This is a genomic window from Pseudomonas sp. PGPR N4, assembly GCF_059693665.1.
On sequence record NZ_JCAUKV010000002.1, the window covers coordinates 833,406 to 857,374 of the forward strand.

At 61.7% G+C, this 23,969-nt stretch carries 23 protein-coding genes; 14 read left to right on the forward strand and 9 right to left on the reverse strand.

Features of this window, described 5'->3' with window-relative positions; genetic code table 11:
* Positions 1-28: 28 nt before the first annotated feature.
* The 4 genes from AC58X1_RS13495 to zur all read right to left on the reverse strand — a co-directional run bounded on the left by AC58X1_RS13495 (position 29) and on the right by zur (position 2,894).
* The gene (locus AC58X1_RS13495) at positions 29-736 is read right to left on the reverse strand and encodes a PA5502 family lipoprotein (RefSeq protein ID WP_497428962.1); all 708 of its coding nucleotides are present in this window, start codon (positions 734-736) and stop codon (positions 29-31) included.
* 127 nt (positions 737-863) lie between these two features.
* Positions 864-1,646, reverse strand: coding sequence for a zinc ABC transporter permease subunit ZnuB (znuB, locus tag AC58X1_RS13500; protein ID WP_101322712.1), 783 nt, complete (start codon positions 1,644-1,646; stop codon positions 864-866).
* A complete protein-coding gene (gene znuC, locus AC58X1_RS13505) occupies positions 1,639-2,412 on the reverse strand; it encodes a zinc ABC transporter ATP-binding protein ZnuC (protein ID WP_150570255.1) in 774 nt (257 codons plus the stop codon). Before znuC ends, znuB begins: the two co-directional genes overlap by 8 nt.
* On the reverse strand, positions 2,409-2,894 hold the full coding sequence (gene zur, locus AC58X1_RS13510) for a zinc uptake transcriptional repressor Zur (RefSeq protein ID WP_101322710.1): 486 nt from the start codon (positions 2,892-2,894) through the stop codon (positions 2,409-2,411). The genes znuC and zur overlap by 4 nt, the downstream gene beginning before the upstream one ends.
* Positions 2,895-2,912: 18 nt before the next feature.
* On the opposite strand from zur, the gene znuA reads away from it, so the two are divergent.
* Positions 2,913-3,884 (forward strand): zinc ABC transporter substrate-binding protein ZnuA, encoded by a 972-nt coding sequence (znuA, locus tag AC58X1_RS13515; RefSeq protein WP_497428963.1) that lies wholly within the window; start codon positions 2,913-2,915, stop codon positions 3,882-3,884.
* A 43-nt stretch (positions 3,885-3,927) separates the two neighbouring features.
* Here the strand turns inward: znuA and AC58X1_RS13520 are convergent, their stop codons facing one another.
* Together AC58X1_RS13520 and AC58X1_RS13525 are read right to left on the reverse strand one after the other, a co-directional pair.
* Positions 3,928-4,878 (reverse strand): homoserine kinase, encoded by a 951-nt coding sequence (locus AC58X1_RS13520; protein WP_150570253.1) that lies wholly within the window; start codon positions 4,876-4,878, stop codon positions 3,928-3,930.
* A 68-nt stretch (positions 4,879-4,946) separates the two neighbouring features.
* Complete coding sequence (locus tag AC58X1_RS13525; protein ID WP_101322707.1) at positions 4,947-5,234, reverse strand: DUF2782 domain-containing protein; 288 nt, start codon at positions 5,232-5,234, stop codon at positions 4,947-4,949.
* Between the two features lie 74 nt (positions 5,235-5,308).
* On the opposite strand from AC58X1_RS13525, the gene polA reads away from it, so the two are divergent.
* Positions 5,309-8,083 carry a DNA polymerase I gene (polA, locus tag AC58X1_RS13530; protein ID WP_101322706.1) on the forward strand — a complete coding sequence of 925 codons (2,775 nt, stop codon included), beginning with the start codon at positions 5,309-5,311 and terminating at the stop codon, positions 8,081-8,083.
* A gap of 323 nt (positions 8,084-8,406) precedes the next feature.
* On the opposite strand, the gene yihA is transcribed toward polA, so the two are convergent.
* Complete coding sequence (yihA, locus tag AC58X1_RS13535) at positions 8,407-9,039, reverse strand: ribosome biogenesis GTP-binding protein YihA/YsxC (protein ID WP_101322705.1); 633 nt, start codon at positions 9,037-9,039, stop codon at positions 8,407-8,409.
* Positions 9,040-9,246: 207 nt separating this feature from the next.
* Here yihA and AC58X1_RS13540 point away from each other — a divergent pair, with 207 nt between their 5' ends.
* The 7 genes from AC58X1_RS13540 (at position 9,247) to AC58X1_RS13570 (ending at position 16,534) form a co-directional block, all read left to right on the forward strand.
* Positions 9,247-9,534, forward strand: a complete 288-nt coding sequence (locus AC58X1_RS13540) for a c-type cytochrome (protein WP_224785572.1) — start codon at positions 9,247-9,249, stop codon at positions 9,532-9,534.
* Between the two features lie 31 nt (positions 9,535-9,565).
* Positions 9,566-10,183: a c-type cytochrome gene (locus AC58X1_RS13545; RefSeq protein ID WP_101322703.1), complete on the forward strand. Its 618-nt coding sequence runs from the start codon at positions 9,566-9,568 to the stop codon at positions 10,181-10,183.
* Positions 10,184-10,388: 205 nt separating this feature from the next.
* Positions 10,389-11,024 carry a thiol:disulfide interchange protein DsbA gene (dsbA, locus tag AC58X1_RS13550; protein ID WP_101322702.1) on the forward strand — a complete coding sequence of 212 codons (636 nt, stop codon included), beginning with the start codon at positions 10,389-10,391 and terminating at the stop codon, positions 11,022-11,024.
* 11 nt (positions 11,025-11,035) lie between these two features.
* On the forward strand, positions 11,036-11,890 hold the full coding sequence (locus tag AC58X1_RS13555; protein ID WP_497428964.1) for an endonuclease/exonuclease/phosphatase family protein: 855 nt from the start codon (positions 11,036-11,038) through the stop codon (positions 11,888-11,890).
* A 28-nt stretch (positions 11,891-11,918) separates the two neighbouring features.
* Positions 11,919-13,928 (forward strand): GGDEF domain-containing protein, encoded by a 2,010-nt coding sequence (locus tag AC58X1_RS13560; protein ID WP_497428965.1) that lies wholly within the window; start codon positions 11,919-11,921, stop codon positions 13,926-13,928.
* A gap of 63 nt (positions 13,929-13,991) precedes the next feature.
* Positions 13,992-14,783: an N-acetylmuramoyl-L-alanine amidase gene (locus AC58X1_RS13565; RefSeq protein WP_497428966.1), complete on the forward strand. Its 792-nt coding sequence runs from the start codon at positions 13,992-13,994 to the stop codon at positions 14,781-14,783.
* Between the two features lie 131 nt (positions 14,784-14,914).
* The gene (locus tag AC58X1_RS13570; RefSeq protein ID WP_371918891.1) at positions 14,915-16,534 is read left to right on the forward strand and encodes an EAL domain-containing protein; all 1,620 of its coding nucleotides are present in this window, start codon (positions 14,915-14,917) and stop codon (positions 16,532-16,534) included.
* A gap of 6 nt (positions 16,535-16,540) precedes the next feature.
* Here the strand turns inward: AC58X1_RS13570 and AC58X1_RS13575 are convergent, their stop codons facing one another.
* Both AC58X1_RS13575 and algB read right to left on the reverse strand, forming a co-directional pair.
* Positions 16,541-18,307: a KinB sensor domain-containing domain gene (locus tag AC58X1_RS13575; protein WP_150570249.1), complete on the reverse strand. Its 1,767-nt coding sequence runs from the start codon at positions 18,305-18,307 to the stop codon at positions 16,541-16,543.
* 8 nt (positions 18,308-18,315) lie between these two features.
* The gene (gene algB, locus AC58X1_RS13580) at positions 18,316-19,662 is read right to left on the reverse strand and encodes a sigma-54-dependent response regulator transcription factor AlgB (RefSeq protein WP_101322697.1); all 1,347 of its coding nucleotides are present in this window, start codon (positions 19,660-19,662) and stop codon (positions 18,316-18,318) included.
* Positions 19,663-19,871: 209 nt separating this feature from the next.
* On the opposite strand from algB, the gene AC58X1_RS13585 reads away from it, so the two are divergent.
* The 5 genes from AC58X1_RS13585 (at position 19,872) to gltP (ending at position 23,898) form a co-directional block, all read left to right on the forward strand.
* Positions 19,872-20,693, forward strand: coding sequence for a BON domain-containing protein (locus tag AC58X1_RS13585; RefSeq protein WP_101322696.1), 822 nt, complete (start codon positions 19,872-19,874; stop codon positions 20,691-20,693).
* Between the two features lie 176 nt (positions 20,694-20,869).
* Entirely contained in the window at positions 20,870-21,157 is a 288-nt protein-coding gene (locus AC58X1_RS13590; protein WP_101322695.1) for a hypothetical protein, read from the forward strand.
* A gap of 40 nt (positions 21,158-21,197) precedes the next feature.
* Positions 21,198-21,359 (forward strand): DUF1328 domain-containing protein, encoded by a 162-nt coding sequence (locus tag AC58X1_RS13595; protein ID WP_101322694.1) that lies wholly within the window; start codon positions 21,198-21,200, stop codon positions 21,357-21,359.
* Positions 21,360-21,362: 3 nt separating this feature from the next.
* A complete protein-coding gene (locus AC58X1_RS13600; protein ID WP_101322693.1) occupies positions 21,363-21,833 on the forward strand; it encodes an inhibitor of vertebrate lysozyme family protein in 471 nt (156 codons plus the stop codon).
* A 730-nt stretch (positions 21,834-22,563) separates the two neighbouring features.
* The gene (gltP, locus tag AC58X1_RS13605) at positions 22,564-23,898 is read left to right on the forward strand and encodes a glutamate/aspartate:proton symporter GltP (RefSeq protein ID WP_101322692.1); all 1,335 of its coding nucleotides are present in this window, start codon (positions 22,564-22,566) and stop codon (positions 23,896-23,898) included.
* Positions 23,899-23,969: the final 71 nt, after the last annotated feature.

Genomic DNA, 23,969 nt, shown 5'->3' on the forward strand with positions numbered 1-23,969 from the left:
CGGCAGGCTCGCCTGCCGGGGTTTTATTTCAACGCTGATGCGGTACCAGCACGACCTGAGCGGGCAATGAGCGCTGGATTTCATGGCGCTGGTTGAGCTCATAGCCACTGTCGAGCTTGTGTACGCGCTTGCCCAGCAGCGTTTTCAGCCACGGCGCGTCGTCCTTGCGTGGCACCTGGAACACCACTTCACACTGATAACTGATCACGTCTGCGGCGATGTCATCCAGCTGCCGGCGCAGGGCGCGGCTGTCTGTGGTTTTCAGGGCGATCACGGTGCTCGGTGCGGTGGGGTCGATCATGCGCGCCTTGGGCTTGGCTTCAGCGGCCTTCAAGGCAGCTTCGGCACGGTCCAGCTCGGCTTTGCGCGCATGGGCCACGGCATCCCCGGCGGCCAGCGCCGGCGCTTGCGGCATCAATGCCCGGGCCCGCGCCAGCGCGGTCGCGGCGGCATTCACGTCACCCTTTTGCAGGACGATCTGGCTGCGCTGCAAGTAGGCTTCGGCGAGCTGGCGCTGGTGCTGCTCCACGCGCGGGTCTTGCGGCGCCTGGGCTTGCAGGGCGGTCAGCTGATCTTCAGCAGTGGCCAGTTCGTTGCTGGCGATGTTCTGCTGCAGCTCGGCCCATGGGTCGGCCTGGGCAGGCACGCTCGGCTGTTCGACCGGGGCGCTGGCACACGCGGCCAGGCCCAGCGACAACACGGCAACAAGCAGATAACGGGAGGCGAACGGCTTCATTCCTGCGACTCTCTATTTGCGCAAAAAGCGAGCAAGTCTACACCCAGGTGCGCACGCTCGAAAACAAGTCTTACAGACCCTTTACCCGCGCATTGGTTGCAAGATGCGCCAAAGTGCGACCCGTGTCTCAGCGTTTGGGCAGGGCCAGGCTCAGCAAGAATAGCACTGCCGCGCAGACCACGATCGATGGCCCGGCCGGCGTGTCCTTGAACCAGGACATTGCCAGCCCGCCACATACTGCCACCACACCGAGCAGGCTGGCACCCAGCGCCATCTGCTCGGGCGAGCGCGCATGGCGCTGGGCGGCGGCGGCCGGGATGATCAGCAGCGAGGTGATCAGCAGCACGCCGACGATCTTCATCGCCACCGCAATCACCACGGCGATGAGCAGCATCAGGGTCAGGCGCAGCGCCGCTACCGGCAGGCCTTCGACGGTTGCCAGCTCTTCATGTACGGTCACCGCCAGCAGTGGGCGCCAGAGCGCGGCGAGCAACAGCAGCACGGCTGCACTGCCGCCGATGATCCAGCCCAGGTCCGTTGGGCTGATCGCCAGCAAGTCGCCAAACAGATAGGCCATCAGGTCGATGCGCACGTCGTGCATGAAACTCAGCACCACCAGGCCCAGCGACAAGGTGCTTGGAGCAAGAATCCCCAGCAGCGTATCCGACGCCAGCGGCTGGCGCTGCTGCAGCGTCACCAGCAAGATCGCCAGCAGCAGGCAGCCGACGGTTACCGCCAACGCCGGGCTGACATCCAGCACGAAGCCCAAGGCAACGCCGAGCAAGGCCGCGTGCGACAACGTGTCGCCAAAATAGGCCATCCGCCGCCAGACCACGAACGAGCCCAGCGGACCTGCAACAACTGCCAGGGACAAACCGGCCAGCAGGGCGTAAAGAAGAAAATCAGCCATGCTTGCAGTGCTCTCCGTGAACATGGGCGCCAGGGGTGACAACTGCGCCGTGCAGGTCGTGGCTGTGGTCGTGGTGATGGTGATAGATGGCCAGGCTCGGGGCGTTCTGGCCGAACAGTTCGACAAAGGCCGGGTCGCCGCTGACCTGCTCGGGGTGGCCGGAGCAGCACACATGGCGGTTCAGGCAGACCACCTGATCGGTGGTGCTCATGACCAGGTGCAGGTCGTGGGAGACCATCAGCACGCCGCAGCCGTAACGGTCGCGCAGGCGTGTGATCAAACTGTACAGCTCGGACTGCCCCGCCACATCGACGCCTTGTACCGGTTCATCGAGCACCAGCAATTGCGGCTTGCGCAGCAGGGCTCGGGCCAGCAGCACGCGCTGCATCTCGCCGCCGGAAACAGTCTGTAGCGGGCTGTCGATGACCTGCTCGGCGCCGACTTCCTGCAATGCCGCCAAAGCTGCGCCGCGGTCTACCCCAGGCACCAAACGCAGGAAGCGCAGTACCGACAGTGGCAGCGTCGGGTCGACCTGGATCTTTTGCGGCATATAGCCGATACGCAGCCTGGGCTTGCGCCAGACGCTGCCACGATGCGGCTTGAGCAGGCCGAGCACGGCCCGCACCAGGGTGGTCTTGCCAGCACCGTTGGGGCCGATCAGCGTGACGATCTGGCCTGGCGCAACCGCCAGGTCGATGTTGTCCAGTACGGCTTCGCCAGCAAAGCTGACGCCGACTTGCTCAAGTCGGATCAGGGCGTCGCTCATGCCGCGCCTCGGCAGTTGCCGCACAGGCCGACCACTTCCACGGTCTGGGTTTCAACCTTGAAGCCGACCGCGTTGGCGCTGGCGATGATCGCGCCACTGATGCTGTCCTGCTCAAGCTCGATGGCGATATGGCACTCGCGGCAGATCAGGAACTGGCCCTGATGGGCGTGTTCCGGGTGGCTGCAGCCGATGAAGGCGTTGAGCGAGGCGATGCGGTGCACCAGGCCGTTCTCGAGGAGGAAGTCCAGCGCCCGATAAACGGTCGGCGGCGCCGCGCGGCGGCCATCCTGCTCGCTCAGTACGGCAAGAATATCGTAGGCGCCCAGCGGCTTGTGGCTCTGCCACACCAGCTCCAGCACCCGCTTGCGCAGGGCAGTCAAACGCAGACCCTGACGCACGCAGATGGCGTCGGCTTCAGCCAGCGCACTGTGCACGCAATGGGAGTGGTCGTGGGGACGGTGAGCCAGCGGAGTAATCGACATGGGCGGCGACGGTTCTTAATGGAGACGTTATTATGTTACCTGTTTCTGACACGTCGAGTATTCACCGTGCCCCGTTTCCTTGTGCTTTTTGTCGCTTTGCTCGCCTGCTCGGCCCATGCCGATGTGCGTGTGCTGACCAGTATCAAACCGCTGCAGCAGATCGCTGCGGCCGTTCAGGACGGTGTCGGTAGCCCTGAAGTGCTGCTGCCGCCGGGTGCCTCGCCGCACCACTATGCGCTGCGGCCGTCCGACGTACGGCGCGTGGCCGATGCCGACCTGCTGTACTGGATCGGCCCGGACATGGAGAACTTCTTGCCGCGGGTGCTCGGCAGCCGCAGCAAGCAGACCGTGGCGGTGCAGTCGCTGAAGGGCATGCAGCTGCGTCATTTTGGTGAGGACAGCCATTCCCATGATGAGGCCGGTCATGATGAAGCTGACCATGACGAGCATGATCATGACCACCGCCCGGGTAGCCTGGACGCGCACCTGTGGCTGTCGTCGGTCAATGCACGGGTAATTGCCGGGCAGATGGCGGCCGACCTGAGCAAGCTCGACCCGGCCAATGCGGCGCGGTATCAGAGCAACCTCAAGGCCTTCGATACGCGCCTGGATGCGCTTGATCAGCGGATCAAGACCCGTGTGGCGGGCGTTGCCGCCAAGCCCTACTTCGTCTTCCACGAGGCGTTCGATTACTTCGAAGCAGCTTACGGCCTCAAGCACACCGGCGTGTTCAGCGTGGCTTCGGAAGTGCAGCCGGGTGCTCAACACGTGGCGGCGATGCGCAAGCGCTTGCAGGAAGTGGGCAAGACCTGCGTGTTCAGCGAGCCGCCGCTGCGCCCACGGCTGGCTGAAACGCTGACCGCAGGGCTGCCGGTGCGGCTGGCCGAGCTGGATGCGCTGGGTGGCAGCGAGCCGGTGGACAGCAAAGGCTACGAGCGCTTGCTGGAAAACCTTGCGAACGGCCTGGCCGGTTGCCTGGAACAGCTCTGACGGCTCTTAAAGGAGCGTCCCGGCAAGGACGCTCCTGAAAGGCTTAGAGCGCGAACGGCAGCTTCAGGTCGATATGCTGACGCTGGGCCAGGCGCACTTCGAACTCGCGTGGGTCATGAATGGTGACGTCCATGCCGGCGAACTGCTCGGCGGCAATCAGCCGCGACAGCCAGAAGCGCACACAGGCTACCCGCAGCATCAGCGGCCACAGCTCGGCCTCGGCCGCGGTGAACGGGCGCAGCGCGGCATAGGCGCCGAGCAAGGCCTGTGCGCGCGGCAGGTTGATCCCCGCCGCTTCGTCCAGGCACCAGTCATTCACGGTAATTGCGATGTCATACAGCATCGGCCCTGAGCAGGCGTTGTAGAAGTCGATCAAGCCGGTGAGGTGGGTGCCTTCGAACATCACGTTGTCGCGGAACAGGTCGGCGTGCAGGTTGGCCCGTGGCAGCGCCAGGATCTGCGCCTTGTGCGCGGCAATGTCAGCCAGGGTCGGCTGCAGCAGGGCCCGCTGCTGCTCGCTCAGGTGCGACAACAGCTCGGCGCCCGACTCCAGCATCCAGTCCAGGCCACGGTCAGTCTTGCGCTCAAGGATCTGCTCGCGGGTCGCCAAGTGGATATGCGCCTGCAGTTCGCCAACCTGGGCGCAGTGCTGGTTGTTCGGCGCCATCACATGCTTGCCGTTCAGCCGTGGCTGCAGCAGCGCAGGCTTGCCGCACAGCTCCCGCAAGCCATGGCCATCGCGGTCGCGCAGGGCGTAGGGCACTGGCATGTCGGCCTGGTGCAGCACATCCAGCAGGTCGATGAAAAACGGCATGTCTTCGGCCGGGCCGCGCTCGATCAGGGTCAGGACAAACTCTCCCTGCTCCATGCTGACGAAGAAGTTGCTGTTCTCGGTACCGGCGGCGATGCCCTGGAAGTCGAGCAGACGGCCCAGCTGATACGGCGCCAGAAAGGTTTCCAGCTCGGGCCGGGACACAGGGGTGAAAACTGACATGATGAAAAGTTGCCCATGCGGGCACTTCCGCCGGGAAGTGCCAGGTTGATGTGACGGTACGCGTCAGATTACCACTCGAAGATCTTCCACGATGGAATCAGCATGTCCGGCTGGTCGGAGCGGATGAAATTGCCATCCGAGCCATCGGCGCGTACCAGAAAATAAGGCTTGCCGCCTTTCGGCGTGACTTTGATCGCATACAGGAAGCCGTTTTGCCGGTATTCCTGAATGGTTTTATCGCCTTCCGTGCGAATGGTCACATCGGGATCAGCCGATGGGGCGTCGTCCGCCGCCTGGGAGACGATCGGCATGGTTGCCAGAAGGCCGAGCAGTAACAGGCGATTGAGTGTCCGCATGATAACCTTGTCCCTTTGTCGTCATTGATCTGGCTATTCTAGCGCCGGACCCGTCGAAAAGGTTGATTCTGCTCATGAGCCTAGCTCCCCTCGTCCTGGTGGACGGTTCGTCCTACCTGTATCGCGCCTTCCACGCGCTGCCGCCGCTGACCACCTCCAAGGGTATGCCCACCGGTGCCGTCAAGGGCGTGCTGAACATGCTCAAGAGCCTGCGCCGGCAATATCCGGACAGCCTGTTCGCGGTGGTCTTCGATGCCAAGGGCGGGACCTTCCGCGACGCCCTGTTCGCCGACTACAAGGCCAACCGGCCGAGCATGCCGGACGACCTGCGGGTGCAGGTCGAGCCATTGCACGCCAGCGTCAAGGCACTCGGCTATCCGCTGCTGTGCGTGGAAGGGGTCGAAGCCGACGACGTCATCGGCACCCTGGCCCGCAGCAGTGCGGCGGCCGGGCGCCCGGTGATCATCTCCACCGGCGACAAGGACATGGCCCAGCTGGTCGACGGCCACATCACCCTGGTCAACACCATGACCGGCAGCGTCATGGACATTGCCGGTGTGCACGAGAAGTTCGGCGTCGGCCCTGAGCACATCATCGACTTCCTGGCGTTGATGGGCGACAAGGTCGACAACATCCCCGGCGTGCCCGGCGTTGGCGAAAAAACTGCCGTCGGCCTGCTGACCGGCATCGGCGGTGGCTTGAAGGACGTCTACGCCAACCTCGACAAGGTCCCGGCGCTGCCGATTCGCGGCGCCAAGAGCCTGCCTGCCAAGCTCGAGGAGCACCGCGATGCGGCCTTCATGTCGTATGAGCTGGCTACCATCAAAATTGATGTGCCGCTGGATATCGAAGTCGATGCGCTGGTCTGCGCGGAGCCGGATCGCGACGCGCTGCTGGCGCTGTATGCCGAAATGGAATTCAAGAGCTGGATCGCCGATGTGCAGCGTGATGCGGCAAAGGTTGGCGAGGAGCTGGCGCCGGCGCCGGTAGAAGAAGCGCCGCAGGCCAAGGTCGAGCCGCAGTACGAGACCATCCTCGACCAAGCCCGCTTCGATGCCTGGCTGGAAAAACTGCGCCAGGCGCCGCTGTTTGCCTTCGACACCGAGACCACCGGGCTGGACGCGCAAAAGGCGCAGCTGGTTGGCGTGTCGTTCGCGGTCGAACCGCATGTGGCCGCCTATGTGCCGCTGACCCATGACTACGAAGGCGCACCGGCCCAGCTCGACCGTGACCAGGTATTGCTGGCGCTGAAGCCGCTGCTGGAAGACCCGCACAAAGGCAAGATCGGCCAGAACGCCAAGTACGACATCAATATTCTGGCCAACTGCGCAATTGGCGGTGATGAGGCCAATGGCATCGATATGCGGGGTGTCGCCTACGACACCATGCTCGAATCCTACGTGCTCAACTCCAACGCTACCCGCCATGACATGGACAGCCTGGCGCAGAAGTACCTCGACCACACCACCATCACCTTCGAGCAGATCGCCGGTAAAGGCGCCAAGCAGCTGACCTTCAACCAGATCCCACTGGACAAGGCCGGCCCTTACGCCGCCGAAGACGCCGACATTACCCTGCGCCTGCATCAGGCACTGCAGGCGCACCTGGCGAAGACCCCCAGCGTGCAGCCGGTGCTGATGGACATCGAGATGCCGCTGGTGCCGGTACTGGCGCGGATCGAGCGCCAGGGCGCGCTGGTCGATGCCAATCTGCTGGCCATCCAGAGCGGCGAGCTTGGCTTGAAAATGGCCGAACTGGAGCGCGAGGCGTATGCCCTGGCCGGGGAAGAGTTCAACCTTGGCTCGCCCAAGCAACTCGGGGTGATCCTCTACGACAAGCTGGGCATGCCGATCCTGAGCAAGACCAGCAAAGGCCAGGCATCTACCGCCGAGGCAGTGCTGGCCGAGTTGGCCGAGCAGGACTATCCGCTGCCCAAGGTGCTGATGCAGTACCGCTCGCTGAGCAAGCTCAAAAGCACTTACACCGACAAGTTGCCGCACCAGATCAACCCGCGCACCGGCCGGATTCACACTTCGTATCAGCAGGCTGTGGCAGCCACTGGGCGCCTGTCGTCGAGTGATCCGAACCTGCAGAACATTCCGATCCGCACCGCCGAAGGCCGGCGTATTCGGCAGGCGTTCATCGCCAGCCCTGGCTACAAATTGCTCGCGGCCGACTACTCGCAGATCGAATTACGGATCATGGCCCACCTGGCCAAGGATGAAGGCCTGTTGCATGCCTTCCGCAACGACCTGGACGTGCACCGGGCGACTGCTGCAGAGGTATTTGGCGTTGATCTGGCTGCCGTCACCACCGACCAGCGCCGTAGCGCCAAGGCGATCAACTTCGGCCTGATCTATGGCATGAGCGCCTTTGGTTTGGCCAAGCAGCTTGGCGTCGACCGTAAACAGTCGCAGGACTATATTGACCGCTACTTCACCCGCTACCCAGGCGTGCTCGCCTACATGGAGCGCACCCGCGCCCAGGCTGCCGAGCAGGGCTATGTCGAAACCTTCTTCGGTCGTCGCCTGTACCTGCCGGATATCAACGCGAAGAATCAGGCCCTGCGCAAAGGCGCCGAGCGCACCGCGATCAACGCCCCGATGCAAGGCACTGCCGCCGACATCATCAAGCGCGCCATGGTCGCTGTGGATAACTGGCTGAGCAGCAGCGGGCTGGATGCGCGGGTGATCCTCCAGGTACACGATGAACTGGTGCTGGAAGTGCGTGAAGACCTGGTCGAGCAGATCAAGGCCGAGATCCGCCCGCACATGAGCGACGCGGCTCAGCTGGACGTGCCGTTGCTGGTCGAAGTCGGCGTTGGGGCGAACTGGGACGAGGCGCACTAAGACGTCTGGCGCGGGGTCTGCGGCTATCCGTGGACCCACGTTGCTTAGGCGTTTTTGCAGGCTAGGCAGCCCCTGTTAGCGCAAATAATTGCAAGCGCTGAGGAACTAAACCAGTGAAGCGGGACTCAGATCTACTGAATGGCTGGTGAAGCCGTTCGATGCTCCTATGTTGTGTTAAGTGTTGGCAGAATATCTGGACCCCGCCCTAACGGTCCGGACTTGAACCCCGAACTTCCCCCTCCCCATACGAAGTCCGGGGTTTTTTTTGCCTGCGATTTGGCTGCAGCGGCAATTTGCCGCTTACAGCACCCTCGCGTCAGCGCTTACTCGACAGGCTTGTCTTCCAGTTCCATCCAGCCGGCCAGGACCACGTAGGCTTCTTCCAGGCCCTGGCGCTTGGGCGCCGAGAACAACTGGATGGACGCGGTATCGCCCCAGCCCTTGCGGATTTCTGCCTGGATTTTCAGCAGGGTGTTCTTCGCTGCGCCGTAGGTGAGCTTGTCGGCCTTGGTCAGCAGAATGTGCATGGGCATGCCGCTGGCCTTGGCCCAGTCCAGCATCATCTTGTCGAAATCGGTCATCGGATGGCGCACGTCCATCATCAAAATGATCCCGCGCAGGCACTCACGGCCGCCCAGATAGGCTTCCAGGTGGCGCTGCCAGTGCTGCTTGAGCGGGATCGGCACCTTGGCATACCCGTAGCCCGGCAAGTCGACCAAACGCCGTTCATCGTCCAGACTGAAGAAGTTCAACAGCTGCGTGCGGCCTGGGGTTTTCGAAGTCCGCGCCAGGCTGGCATGGGTCAGGGTGTTGAGGGCGCTGGATTTACCGGCGTTGGAACGGCCGGCGAAAGCCACCTCGTAACCCTGGTCTTCCGGGCATTGATCGACCTTGGCGGCGCTAAGGGCGAAGGTGGCTTTCTGGCAGAGGCCGAGGATGGGGTTCTTGACTTGCATGGGATATCCGATGTGGGTGTTGCCTGAGCCAGGCTCGGCAAGCAGTGTCGTTTCCGTTTGGATCGCGGAAGTATATAATGCCCCAGTTTTTGTGTGTGCATTCTCCCAGCGAAGGAGGCGCACATGGGGTGTCGAACAATAGCTCGCGCATTAGAACGCAGCGCGGCCCCCAACCCTGAAAGGTCGTTACGCAAGGCGCAATGGCTAATGGCTGTTGGTATGTTCCTACCGTTTTTCAGTGCACAGGCTACACAGGATCCCGAGGCGTTGTACAACCGCAGCTGTGCTGCCTGTCACGCCGGACAACTGCCACAGGCCCCGATGAAGGGTGACGTGGCGGCCTGGGAGCCAAGGCTGGCGCAGGGTATGGAGGTACTGGTGGCGCATGTTAACAAGGGTTTCAAGGCTATGCCGCCGCGTGGATTGTGCATGGACTGCAGTACCGAGGACTACCGTTTGGTCATCCTTTGGATGAGCGGCAGTCCCGATACATAACATTTCACCCTTAGCCGTGTTGGATTAGCTGATGAACAAACTATTCGTGAGTCTGCTGTTGACCATGGGGGTTGCAGGTGCGGCAAGTGCTGCGGACCCTATCAAAGGCGACGCCGCCGCCGGTCAGGCGAAAACCGCCGTCTGTGGTGCCTGCCACAACCCCGACGGCAACAGCCTGGCGCCTAATTTCCCGAAACTCGCTGGCCAGGGCGAACGCTATCTGGAAAAGCAACTGCACGACATCAAGACCGGCAAGCGCGTGGTGCTGGAAATGACCGGCATGCTCGAACCGTTCAATGACCAGGACCTGGCCGACATCGCCAGCTACTTCGCCAGCCAGAAAGGCAGCGTCGGCGCAGCCGATCCGAAGCTGGTCGAGCGCGGGCGTGCCTTGTTCAATGGTGGCGACCTGAGCAAGGGCATGCCTGCCTGTACCGGCTGCCATTCGCCCGATGGCGCAGGCATTGCCTTGGCAGGCTTCCCACATCTGAGTGGCCAACACGCTCAATACATCAGCAAGCAGCTGACCGACTTCCGTGAAGGCAATCGCACCAACGATGGTGATGCGATGACCATGCGCAGCATCGCCAGCAAGCTGAGCAACAAGGATGTTGAGGCGTTGGCGAGCTATATTCAGGGGCTGCACTGAGGGGGTTAACCTTCAGTTAATGATTGATTGGTAAATGATGAAGGGTGGCTGGGTTGGTGCCAGTCGGTCGAGGCTCGGCTGACGCATTGCGCCCCGGCTGCCCTTTTTTTCGTCTGTTGCCGTTACACTATCGAACTCGCACCCTTCCCGGCCGGTCTTAGTTGAGGTCGCGTCGAGGTGACCACTGAATGCTCAGGAGTAATGCATGCGTAAACTGATTCTCAGCGCTGCGCTGGTCGCCGCCAGCGTTTTCGGTATCACCGCCGTTCAGGCAGCCGATACGGCTACCGCGGGTAAAGAATATATCGAGCTGAGCAACCCGGTTGCAGTCTCCCAGCCAGGCAAGATCGAAGTCGTCGAGCTGTTCTGGTATGGCTGCCCGCACTGCTACCACTTCGAACCGGTGATCAATCCGTGGGCTGAAAAGCTGCCTGCCGATGTCAATTTCAAACGCATTCCCGCCATGTTCGGCGGCCCATGGGATGCTCACGGCCAGATGTTCCTGACCCTCGAAGCCATGGGCGTCGAGCACAAGGTTCACGCCGCAGTGTTCGATGCGATCCAGAATCAGCGCAAGCAGTTGACCAAGCCTGAAGACATGGCTGAGTTCCTCGCCACTCAGGGCGTCGATAAAGACAAGTTCCTTGCCACCTTCAACTCCTTCGCTATCAAAGGCCAGGTCAAACAGGCCAAAGAACTGGCGAAGAAGTACGAAATCACCGGTGTTCCAAGCATGATCGTCAACGGCAAATACCGCTTTGACCTCGGTACCGCCGGCGGCCCGGAAGGCGTACTCAACGTCGCCGATCAGCTGATCGCCAAGGAGCGCGCCGCTAAGTAAGCGGCGAACCCATGGCTCGCGTGCGAACCACCCGAGGCGTTGGCCTGCATCAACCGCAGGTCAACGAGCATCACCTGCAGGCACCCGGCCTCCCGGAAGATGGTCGCCTGCGCCTGCTCAGTTTCAATATCCAGGTTGGTATCAGTACCGAGCGCTACCGCCATTACCTGACCCGCAGTTGGCAGCACCTGCTGCCGCACACCGGTCGGGCCGGCAACCTGCAGAAGATCGGTGCGCTGATCAGCGACTTCGATCTGGTGGCCTTGCAGGAAGTCGATGGTGGCAGCATGCGCTCGGGCTACATCAACCAGGTCGAGCACCTGGCCCAGTTGGGCGCGTTCCCATACTGGTATCAGCAGCTCAATCGCAACCTGGGGCGTTTTGCCCAGCACAGCAATGGCGTCCTCAGCCGGCTCAAACCGACTCATCTGGAAGATCACCCGCTGCCCGGCCCCGCCGGTCGCGGTGCTATCCTGGTGCGCTTCGGCGAGGGTGATGATGCGCTGATCGTGGTCATGATGCACCTGGCGCTCGGTGCCAAGACCCGTGCGATGCAGCTCAGCTACATCCGCGAGCTGATTGGCGGCTATCGTCACCAGGTGTTGATGGGAGACATGAACACCCACGCCAACGATCTGTTGGAAACCTCGCCACTGCGCGACCTTGGGCTGATTGCGCCGCAGGTCGAAGCGACCTTCCCGAGTTGGCGCCCGCAGCGCTGCCTTGATCATATTCTGCTCAGCCCGAGCCTGACGCTGGAGCGTGTCGAGGTATTGGCCCAGCCAATTTCCGATCACCTCCCAGTTGCGGTCGAGATTCGATTGCCTGACGCATTGACTGTGGATACCCTGCCCGTCTTGAGCTAATTGCCATCACCGCGCAGTGGATCCGGGCATGACAGACGACGCAGAGCGTTGGAAAGAAAAATACCTTAAAAGCATCGAACAGCAGGAAAAGCTCGAGCGTCGCTGGGACGCTCGGCTCGACCTGCTGCGTCGTGGCCTGGTGCGCAGCACCCTGGCGGCTGAGGGTAGCGACAAGGCGGTGGACCAGTGCATGAAGGAAATGCGCGAGGTCATCCGCAGCGACAACATGGACGCTGGCCTTGCCAACCTGATCCCGCGCCTTGAAAAAACCGTGCTCGACTCCGAGCAGCGGCGCGAAACCCGCATGAATCAGGTCAGCGACGCGCTGACAGCACTGGTTACCCAGTTGCAGAGTTTGCCGCTGCCTGGCGAAGTCGCCCGGCCGCTGAAAAAACTGGCGAAAAAACTCGACGGCGGCGTTGGCCAGTCTCGCGAACTGCCGCCATTGCTAGGCGAACTCAGTGGCCTGCAGGGCAAAGCGCTGAGTTCGCTGCAAAACCAGGACGATGAGCATCGCCCGGGTTTTCTGCAACGATTGTTCGGCAAAAGCGACAGCGAGTCGCGCGCGGATACGCCGGAGCCGAGCAGCCCCGCGCCGAACGTGCCCGGTGCTGAAGCGCAGGCTCTGCCAATCCTCGCCAGTGAGCCCCAGCCGCCCGTCGTGCCGGCCGAAGTACAGGCTCCAGCAGCTCCTGAGCCGGTCATCCCCGTCCGCGCAGCCGATTTCCTCCCTACAGTCGTTGAGCAAGGTGTTCAGCCAGCACTCACTGAGCCCATGCAGGTACAACCTGTAGCGCCCGAGTCGTCAGGGCCTGCGCTGGTAGGGCCACTGACATCGGTGGGCGAGAGTGACGAACAGCCCGGCGAACCGCAGCAGCAAGCATTGGCAGAGGTCGAGCCGGACGAACTGGGGCCGAGCGAGGCGCCAGAGGTGGATGCTGAGCCAGTCGACGACGACGGCCCCTACGCTTTGCCCGACGCCGTCGAGCCGCCCTACAGCCAGGTTGCCCTGCATATCGAACAGACCTTGATCGGGTTGCTCGACGACCTCAGCCTGCCCGAACGGCACAAGGCGCAGGCGCTGGAAATGCGCGAGCGGGTTGCACGTGGCTTGAACTGGTACGAGTTGATCCCGGTGCTGGATGACCTGGCCGTATTGATGCTGGCCATTACCGACAGCGGTCAGCACGAGTTCGAAGCGTACCTTCAGCAGCTGAACGAGCGCCTGGAGACCTTCCAGAGCCACTTGCACGAAGCCAGTGCCGGGCATGCCGACAACACCAGTGCTGCCCGCGAACTCGACAGCCAACTGCGGGAGCAGGTTGATGGCCTGCAAAGCAGCGTTCAGGGCGCAGCTGACCTCAACAGCCTCAAACATGTCCTCGACAATCGCCTTGAAGGCCTGCTGGTCACCATCGACGACCATCAGCAGGAACGTGACCGCCGCGAACAGGAGTTGGCTGGGCGCCTGCACGGCTTGGCCGAGCGTGTGGCGAACATGGAGCAGGAGGCGCTGGGCTACCGCGAGCACCTTGAAGAGCAACGCCAGAAGGCCCTGATCGACCCGTTGACCGGGCTGCCCAACCGCGCCGCCTGGTCCGAGCAGGTCGAGCGCGAAGTACTCGACTGGCAGGAAAATGGCGGTCACCTGCTGATGGCGATCCTCGATCTCGACCATTTCAAGCGGATCAACGATGGCTACGGCCACCTGGCCGGGGACAAGGTCTTGAAGATCGTCGCCGACCAGTTGCGCAAGCGCATGCGCGGGCGCGACTTCATTGCCCGATTTGGCGGCGAGGAATTTGTCGTGTTGCTGCCGCAGACCTCGCCGGCAGCCGGCTTGCAGGTGGCTGAAACCCTGCGCGCGGCCATCGAAGCCTGCCCGTTCCACTTCAAGGGCGAGCGGGTAGTGATCACTACCTCCATTGGTATCAGCGCCTTTCGCACGGGCGAGCGCGGCGACCAGGTGCTCAAGCGTGCCGACACCGCGTTGTACCGGGCCAAGGATCTGGGGCGCAATCGGGTGGAGCAGGGCTAAGCGGTTTCCTACAAACAGTGGGCAGGGAGCACGTTATACTGTAGCAACTTCGTAGCTGCTGATATGTGTTCCCTGCCGATGAAAACTCTCTTTACCGCCCTGCTCGTTCTGGCCCTGGCCGGCTGTAGCTCGGGGCTGCGCATTGATCGCAGCCACACCTCTGTGAACCAGGATGAGCGCATCCAGTTTGTCGTGCTGCATTACACCAACGCTTCACTGGAGCGCTCGCTCGCGCTGCTTACCAAAGGTGAAGTCAGCAGCCACTACCTGATTGGCGACGGCCCGGCCACGGTGTATCAGTTGGTCGACGAAAGCCGCCGCGCCTGGCATGCCGGCGACAGTCAGTGGGATGGGCGTACCTGGCTCAACTCGACCTCGATCGGTATCGAAATCGTCAATCCCGGTTTCGATGACACGCCCAACGGCCGCGTCTGGTATCCCTACAGTGAGGCGCAGGTACAGTCGCTGATTGCCCTGCTCAAAGACATCGTCAAACGCAATAACATCAAACCTCGCTACATCATTGGCCACAGTGACATCGCACCGCTGCGCAAGCTCGACCCGGGCCCGCTGTTCCCATGGAAGCGCCTGGCGGATGCAGGCCTCGGCATCTGGCCTGATGGCAACGCAGTCGCGCGTCAGCAGGGCTTCTTTGCGGTCAATCCGCCCAGCATCAACTGGTATCAGCAGCAGCTGGCGCGGTTTGGCTACGCGATCGAGCAGACCGGCGAGCTGGATGTAGCTACCCGGCACGTGCTGGCGGCGTTCCAGATGCGTTTCCGCCCGCAGCGCTTTGACGGGCAACCTGACGCGCAAACCGCGGCCATGCTGCAAGTACTCAATCAGATGCGCTGAGGCTGCTGCACCGACTGCCTGAGTGTGTTGGCCGAGCTATGCGTGGGTGGCAGTCGTGAGTAATACGCCAGACGGCGATGCTGATTACCCGATCCGTTGCTATACCTTTGGTAATCAACTGGATGAGTGCGATGCCGACCTTTCTCGATGGGTTGCGCCAAATTTTCCACCGTCCCTGGCTGCTGGCCGCATTCGCGGCCCTGGCCAGCGCCGTCCTGTTGATTGCCGGCAGCGTTGGCGTTGCCCTGCAACAGATGAAAGAAAGCGAAAGCGCGCAGATGAACGCCCAGGGCGAGCGGTTTCTCGAGCGTCTGGAGCAGGTGTTTGGGCAACTGCGCGAGGGCGTCGATCAGCTGCAGGCGCTGCCCTTGCGCGGCTGCGACGGGCGCATGCTGGCGGCGTTGCAGCAGGTCAGCCTGAGCTCGCGCTTCATCTACGAAACCGCTTACCTGGACGGCAACGAACTCTGCTCCAGCCGTGGCAAGGAAAGCGCCATGCAGCCGCTGCGCCCACCGGATATCCGCGGGCCCACCTACAGCTACTGGCTCAACACCACTACTGAACCTGATGAAAACCTGGCCGCGTTGATGCTTGGCCGGGGCAAGTTTCTGGTGTCGACCTCGCGCGGGCATCTGACCGATGTGGTCGATCTGCCACCGGGAGGGAGCCTGTTGGTAGTGCTCGATCATGGCAGCCGAGCTATCCCCGTGCTGGGCCCGGCTCAGCCGTGGCCACCGCTGGCCGAATGGCCGCCGCCTTCGGGCCAGTCATTGTTCGAGCAGAGCGACCGGCTGATCTACAGCATGCCGACCAAATCGCCGGACTATCAACTGGTGCTGATCGCCCCGCGTGTGGGCCTGCCCCTGAAGATGAACGGCCTGCTCTGGCTGTTGTTTCCGGGCAGTTTGTTGTTGGCTTGCTGCATCGGCTGGCTGGTGCTGCAGCTGATTCGGCAGCGCCGTTCGATGAGCTCCGAGCTGCAGAACGCACTACGCCGGGGTGAACTGCAGGTGCTTTACCAGCCTATCTTCGAGCTGGACAGCCGGCGCTGCGTCGGTGCCGAAGCGTTGGTGCGCTGGCGCCGCCCGGATGGCAGCCTGACCAGCCCCGACCTGTTCATTCCGTTGGCCGAGAACACCGGGCAGATCCGCGAAATCACCGACTTTGTGTTGCAGCGAGTGCTGGAGCAACTGGGCCAGTTGCTGCGCGCCAACCGCCAGCTGTACATCTCGGTCAACCTTGCCGCGTGCGATGTGATGGTGCCGCGGATCGGGCCGGTGGCCGCGCGTTTACTGGCCTTGCACCGGGTCCCGGCCAGCCAGATCGCCTTTGAGGTCACCGAGCGCGGGCTGATCGACGTGGTGGTGGCGCGCGACAACCTGCAAGCCTTGCGCGCGGTTGGCCATCAGGTGCTGATCGATGACTTTGGCACCGGCTATTGCAGCCTCGCCTACCTGCAGACCTTGCCGGTGGATTGCCTGAAGATCGACAAGGCGTTCATCGACGCGCTTGGCCATGATGCCGCCAGCAGTGGCGTGGCACCGCACATCATCCGCATGGCCCACGACCTGCACCTGCGGGTGATCGCCGAGGGCATCGAGTGCGAGGATCAGGCGCTGCTGCTCAATAGCGAAGGGGTCAACTATGGCCAGGGTTGGCTGTTTGCCCATCCACTCAGCGCCCGCCAGTTCGCCGAGCTGATTACTCGTGGGCGGCGAGTCCGCTCACGGCGCATCGATGATGAGCCGTGAGCGGGTTCAGACTGGCAGGGCCATGTAGAACTGGGTGCCCTCGCCTGGCCTTGAAATGACCCCCATGCGCCCACCGTGCAGCTGGACGATTTCCTTGCACAGGGCCAGCCCGAGGCCTGCCCCGCCCTTTTTGCGCCCAACCTGAACGAAGGGTTCGAAGATCCGCCCTTGCTGGCCGTAGGCAATACCCTCACCGTTGTCTTCGACGCTGATGATCACCCGCTCGCCGTGGCGCCGCGCATGCAGGCGAATCCGGCCACCATCAGGCGTATGGCGCACGGCATTGTGCAGGAGGTTGTCCAGCACCCGATCAAGCTGGGCAACGTCGGCCTGGATACGTGGCAATGGCTGTTCGAGCTCGATCACCAGCTCGACCTGCTTGTCCGCTGTCAGCTCGGCGATGCGCGCCTGCGCCCGCTCAAGCATCTCTTCGACACCGCAGTGGGCCAGCTCGAGTTTCTGCAAACCACTCTGATAGCGGGAGAAGTTGAGCAGATCATTGATCAACTGGGTCAGGCGCTGCATTTCTTCGCCGATGGTGTCGAGCAGGTCGTTTTCGCGGGCCTGTGGCGGGAACGAGATCCGCTCGCGCAGTAGGCCAAAGGCCATGTGCATGCCGGTGACCGGGGTGCGCAACTCATGCGAGGCGCGCAGCACGAACTCGCTGCGCACGCGCTCGAACGCACGTTGCTCGGTGACGTCATGCAGCACCATCACCGCACCCAGAATCGGCCCTTGCGGATGGCTGACCGGGGTCAGGCTGTACGACAGCAGGCGCGTTTCGTCTTCGACTTCAATGCTCAGGTCTTCCGGTGGCCGGTCCAGGCTGCCGCCGCGCAATACCTGGCGCAGCTGCTGTTCAAGCTCGGGACGTTGCAGCGCCTCGACCAGGCTGGTGCCATGGCGGCTGGTTTCCCAACCCAGCTGCCGCTGGGCAACCGGGTTGAGATGCTCGAGGTGGCCTTGCTGGTCAATGATCAGCAACCCGTCGTCGATGCTGTCGAGCACAGCTTGCAGGCGCTGCTGACCAGCGAGGACTTCGTCGATATTGGTCGCCTGATGCTTGCGCAGGGCGTCTGCCATCAGCCCGAAGCGGCGGGTCAGCTGGTTCAGTTCGGTAGCCTGGGACAGCGGCAGGGTGACATTGAAGTTGCCTTGGCCGACTTCATCTGCGGCTTTGGCCAGGGCTTCGATCGGCAGGCCGAAGCGGCGCGCGATGTTGTGCGCAGTGACAAAGCCGAGGATCAGCACAGTCAAGCCCATCAGCCCGAGCAGGCCACTGATCAGCAGCGCGCGGTCACGGCTGGCCTCTTCACTGCGGGATATCTGCTCCAGTGACTGCTTGTAGGAGTCGATAAGGTCGGTGCGGACCTGATTGAAAGCAGCGCCGAGGGGCTTGTCGGTGGCCATGCTGCGGGCAGGATTGGGGGTTTGCCGGTAGGCCTGGAGGAAGGCCTGGTAATTGCTGCTGGCCTTGCTGAAACCGGTTTTCTCGCCGCCTTCCTGCAAGCCCTGGCTGAGCAAGGTCTGGAACTGGGTCTGCAGGTTGTTGAGGCTGTCGGCGTCGCTGTCCTCGTCCAGAATCAGAATCAACTGTTCGCCGAGGTTCTGCCGCAGCTTGAGGCCCAACTCCAGCGTATGGGTGGTATCACGCACCAGCGCTTGCTGAGTCGAGGCCATCTGCAAAACGCTGACCAGGCCCAGTAGCAGGCCCAGCAGCGCCACCGTGACCAGCGCTGAAATGCTTAAAAAGAGCCTCGCACGCAGCTTCATGGGCCACTTCACAGGTTGAATTGCTTGCGTTTGCGGTACAGCGTCGAGGCGTCGATCCCAAGCGTCTTGGCAGCCTGATCAAGGGTATCGCTGGAGGCCAGCACCGCGCCGATATGGGCCCGTTCCAGCTCGTCCAGGCTCAGCGCAGCACCAATTCGCGGTGCATTGCTGGTGGTTTGCTCGGCCATGCCGAGGTGGCTGACTTCAACCCGCTCCTGCGGGCAGATGATGCTGGCGCGCTCGATCACGTTACGCAGCTCGCGAATGTTGCCTGGCCAACGGTAGTTGAGCAGGGCCGCGCGGGCCTCGTCGCTGAACCCACGTGCCGGCCGCGCATATTCCTTGACGAAGCGGGCGAGGAAACGGTCAGCCAGGGTCAGGATATCGTCGCTGCGCTCGCGCAGTGGCGGCAGGTGCAGGGTGATGACATTGAGGCGGTACAACAGGTCCTCACGGAAGCGCCCTTCGCGGACCATGTCATCCAGATTGAGGTTGGTTGCGGCCAGAATGCGCACATCGGCACGGCGGGTAACCGGATCGCCGACGCGCTCATATTCCTTATCCTGAATAAAACGCAGCAGTTTGGGCTGCAGAGCCAGCGGGAAGTCGCCGATCTCGTCGAGGAACAGGGTCCCGCCATCCGCCTGGTTGACCCGCCCCAAGGTGCTTTCGCTGGCACCGGTGAAGGCGCCGCGGGTATGCCCGAACAGCTCGCTTTCCATCAGCTCGGCATTCAACGATGGGCAGTTGATGGTCACGCAGGCCTTGCGCGCACGCTTGCTCCAGCCGTGAATGGCCCGGGCCAGTTCGCCTTTACCAGTGCCGGATTCGCCGAGGATAAGGATGTTGGCGTCGGTGGTCGCCACCTGCCGCGCGGTTTCCAGCACGGCCATCATTGCCGGGCTGTGCGAGTCGAGGCCGTCCTTGGGCTTGCGTACTTCGCCTTCGAGGGCTTCCAGACGCGCCGACAGCTGGCGTACTTCAAGCTGCTTGGCAGTGGCCAGGCGCAGTTGGTCCGGGCTGCACGGCTTGACCAAGTAGTCAGCAGCGCCAGCCTGGATCGCATCTACTGCGGTATCGACCGCCGAATGGGCAGTGACGATCACTACGCGCATCCACGGTGCCTGCACGCGCATCTGCGCCAGTACATCGAGCCCGTTGTCTTCGCCTAAGCGAAGATCGAGGAAACACAAATCGAATACCTGACGCTGCAGCAGCGCCTCGGCCTGGGCCGCACTGTTGGCCGTGGCCACGCTGTAGCCTTCGTCTTCAAGGCAGTAGCGGAAGGTTCGCAGGATAGCGGACTCATCATCTACCAGCAGAATGCGGCCTTGATTGTCCTGGGTAGACTCCATTTTCCTACGCTCCATTAGGATTTATCTGAGTTAGTGTCGGAAAGATCGGGCAAGTTGCATGGTCAATTCTGAAGGATTCCGTCCTTTGCATGCTAGCCGTTGGTCGCGTATTCGGTTAACCAATTGAATATAAAGGTTTTTATCAGTGATTTTTGCCTGGCACGGTGGTTGCGAAGATATTTGGATTTGTTTCAAAAGGAGCACTCAGCATGGCATTTTCCCCACGAAGCGCCGTTTTGGCGCTGTCCATCGCCGCTTTCGCCTCTCCGGTGTTTGCTGATCCGTTGCAAGACGCCCGCCTGCAAGGCGCGCTGCAAACCGCACTGTCGCTCAACCGTCTGCTCAATCCGTTTCGTATCGAGGTGGCGGTGCAGGAGCAGCAGGCGCGCCTCACCGGTGAGGTCGAAAGCGCCGTGGAGCGCAAGCTGGCCGAGGACGTAGCGCTGGCTACCCGCGGCATCGAGCAGGTGGATAACCAGTTGCAGGTCAACCCCGGTCTGGTCGAGCAGTCCTTGGACCTGCGCGCTTACGCCCAGCGGCTGGAGGATGCGACCCTGACGGCTATCGTCCGTGCGCGTTTGTCCTGGGCGCAGGTAACCAGCAAGGCGCCAATTGAAGTAGACAGTCGCGATGGTGTGGTCACCTTGCGCGGTCGCGTCGACCGGGTCGAAGCCAAGGAAGTGGCAGGCGTGCTGGCACGCACCACCGACGGTATCCACCTGGTCAACAACCTGATCAGCCTCGACACAGCGGCGATGGCCAAGGCGCGGGAAACGCCGGTGGCCGCAGTGCAGGGCGAGCAACCCTCGGACAGCTGGATCATCGACAAGATTCAGAGCAGCTACGGCTACAGCCGTAACCTGGATGGCCTCAACCTGAAGGTCAGCAGTGAGCAAGGCATGGTTCGCTTGGCGGGTGAGGTGGTCAGCCGGGAGCAGAAAACCATCGCTGTGGAGGTCGCGCGGCAAATCCTTGGTGTGCGCGGGGTTGACGCTGATTTGCTCAAGGTAGCGACCAAGGTCGAGGGCTGAGTCGTGCAATACGCACGACGCTAACGGCCCCATCGTGCAGGATACGTCCTACAGACAATGCCTACATGTTTTTAAGTACTTGAAATATATACGTTTTTTAACATTGGCAAGACTGGCATGCAGGCTGCAATTACTTGTTCATAGCGTTTAACAAGAACATTGCAGGAGACATCGACATGAGTCGCCAACCAGTCAACCAGTCGCAGACCACCGCAGTGCCAGTACGTCAGTTTCTGTTCGTGGCACTTGCCCTGTTGGTAACCCTGGCCGCCGGCCAGTTTTACTACAGCCTGCAGACTGCACGACTGGCCGATCAGGTGGCAGCGCAGACAGCGCTGTTGAGCCAGATTCAGGCGACCCGTGCCAACAACCTGGTGCGTGCGGCAGATCCACAGCCGTCGCCAAAGGCCTCGTCCCCCGCCACTGTGCAAAACGTAGTACCGCAGGATCGCTGGGTGTTCTGAGGCGCCTGCATACAATTTCAAGGGAAAAAGGAGATTCATCATGCTTAGTTGGGCTATCACATTCCTGATCATCGCCATTGTCGCTGCCGTGCTGGGCTTCGGTGGTATCGCTGGCGCCGCTACCGGTATTGCCAAGATCCTGTTCATCGTTTTCCTGGTGCTGTTCATTGCTTCGTTCTTCTTCGGGCGCGGCAGGCGCTAAGCCATGAAGCGGATGATCAGCAAAGCCCTGGCTACTGCCCTGCTGTTGGGCAGTAGCGCGGCGGCGATGGCGGCCAATGATGGCCAGGTCCACGCCAACCAATTGTTGGCGACAGACCCCGAGTATGTTGAAACCTGGCAGGACACCCTGAAAGGGGAGGAGCGATTGCCCGAATGGGTGATCAACCTCAGCGGCAGTTCGCAGGAGCAGATGTCGGCGGTGACAGAGGATGGCGACAAGTACCTTGTCGGTCCGCTGTGCGAATCGGCTGACAACTGCACCTACAAGCGCCTGATCGTGGCGTTTAGCTGGGACAAGGACGATGCCTACGGGATGCTCGTGGAAGTACCCGAGGGATTGCCCAAGGACAAGTCGCCAACCCGCCATGCGCAATACCGCTGGCTGGGCAAGCCGGATGACGGCATGAAGGCGATGTTGCAGGAGCAGCTCAAGCGTGATCCGAAGTGGTACTGACTAAAGTTCACGCAACTGTAATGCAATAGAAGCCGAACCTTTCTAAGGTTCAGGCTTCTATGGTGCGCCGACTCGAAGAGGGTTGGCACATGACCATGGGGCCGGGCTGTTCTGACTGTTGCAGGGTCGGAGTGGCCTAGGGGTACAGGGAGTGCCTCCATCGATTGGGCCGGGTCAGGAAAAGATGGCATCGGAAGTCTCAGGTCTGGCAGTGCCGAATGCACTGTGCCAGGCCTGGCTTCCGAAGCGTCTATGGATGTGCTCCGAACGCTTGTCGCCAAATTGTGCTGAAGACACATTTTGTCGTGACCGTACATCGAATTATTTTCCTCCGTAACCTCTCCTTTCCTACACCCTGTTCATCCCATTCGGATTGTCGAACAGAAGTTGTGCATGACCATGCCATATCTGCCAAATTGGCCGTTTCATGGCGCTTTGGTCTTGTTCGGAAAGCCGAACGTTATAAATCAATGACTTGCAGCTGCGTCGTTTTGCCTCGGTCTACTATGCCGATCCGGCATAGGGTAGTCGTTTCCGGCATTAGACTGACCCCGCCTGCGTAGCAATAGTTGCCGCCTTTTTCGCTAGCCAGAGCGCCGAACCGCTCGCTTGCGCTGACCTTCGATGGAGTCGTCGTACGGAACAATCTCGCTGCCAAGCATGCTTCTAATGGCTCTGGCACGCGCGTTTCCGCTCGATGCCCCTGACCACTAGAAGAAAAGGTAACGACATGAAGAAGGCAAAACTAAGCCTCGCCTGGCAAATCCTCATAGGGCTTGTACTGGGCGTTGCAATCGGCGCGCTGCTGAACCATTTCAGTGCAGAAAAGGCATGGTGGATCACCAATGTCCTGCAGCCTGCCGGTGATATCTTCATTCGCCTGATCAAGATGATCGTCGTCCCGATCGTGATTTCGTCGCTGATCGTGGGCATCGCCGGGGTTGGCGACGCGAAGAAGCTGGGCAGCATCGGCCTGAAGACCATTCTGTACTTCGAGGTGGTGACGACCATTGCCATCGTCGTCGGCCTGGGCCTGGCCAACCTGTTCCACCCTGGTGTCGGCATCGACATGAGCACTCTGGGTACGGTGGACATCTCCAAGTACCAGGCCACTGCGGCCGAGGTGCAGCATGAGCATGCGTTCATCGAGACCCTGCTCAACCTGATTCCTTCGAACATCTTTGCAGCGGTTGCCCGCGGCGAAATGCTGCCGATCATCTTCTTCTCGGTGATGTTCGGTCTGGGCCTGTCGAGCCTGCAGGCTGACCTGCGTGATCCGCTGGTACGCACCTTCCAGGCCGTATCGGAAACCATGTTCAAGGTCACCCACATGATCATGAACTACGCCCCGATCGGCGTGTTCGCCCTGATCGCCGTGACCGTCGCCAACTTCGGCTTCTCGTCGCTGCTGCCGCTGGCCAAGCTGGTGGTGCTGGTGTACTTCGCCATCGCCTTCTTCGCCTTCATGGTGCTGGGCCTGGTCGCGCGGATGTTCGGCTTCTCGATCATCAAGATCATGCGCATCATGAAAGACGAGATGATCCTCGCCTACTCCACCTCTAGCTCCGAGACCGTGCTGCCACGTGTGATCGAGAAGATGGAGAAGTACGGCGCGCCGAAGTCGATCTGCAGCTTCGTGGTTCCGACCGGCTACTCGTTCAACCTCGACGGCTCGACCCTGTACCAGAGCATCGCGGCAATCTTCATTGCCCAGCTGTATGGCATCGACCTGTCGTGGAGCCAGCAGCTGCTGCTGGTGCTGACCTTGATGGTCACCTCCAAAGGTATCGCCGGTGTGCCGGGCGTGTCGTTCGTGGTCCTGCTGGCGACCCTGGGCAGTGTTGGCATCCCGCTGGAAGGCCTGGCATTCATCGCCGGTGTCGACCGCATCATGGACATGGCGCGGACCGCCCTGAACGTGATTGGCAACGCCCTGGCCGCGCTGGTCATCGCTCGTTGGGAAGGTATGTACGACTCGGCCAAGGGTGAGGCGTATTACAACTCGCTGCCGCATATGGCCGGTAACAAGGCTGCTGGCGCTGTGGGCGAGGCTGCCAAGCAGTAAGATTTGCGGTGGTTGGGGCCGCAAAGCGGCCCCTGCCCCAGACAACGCAGACCCACAAGAGCCCCGCATGC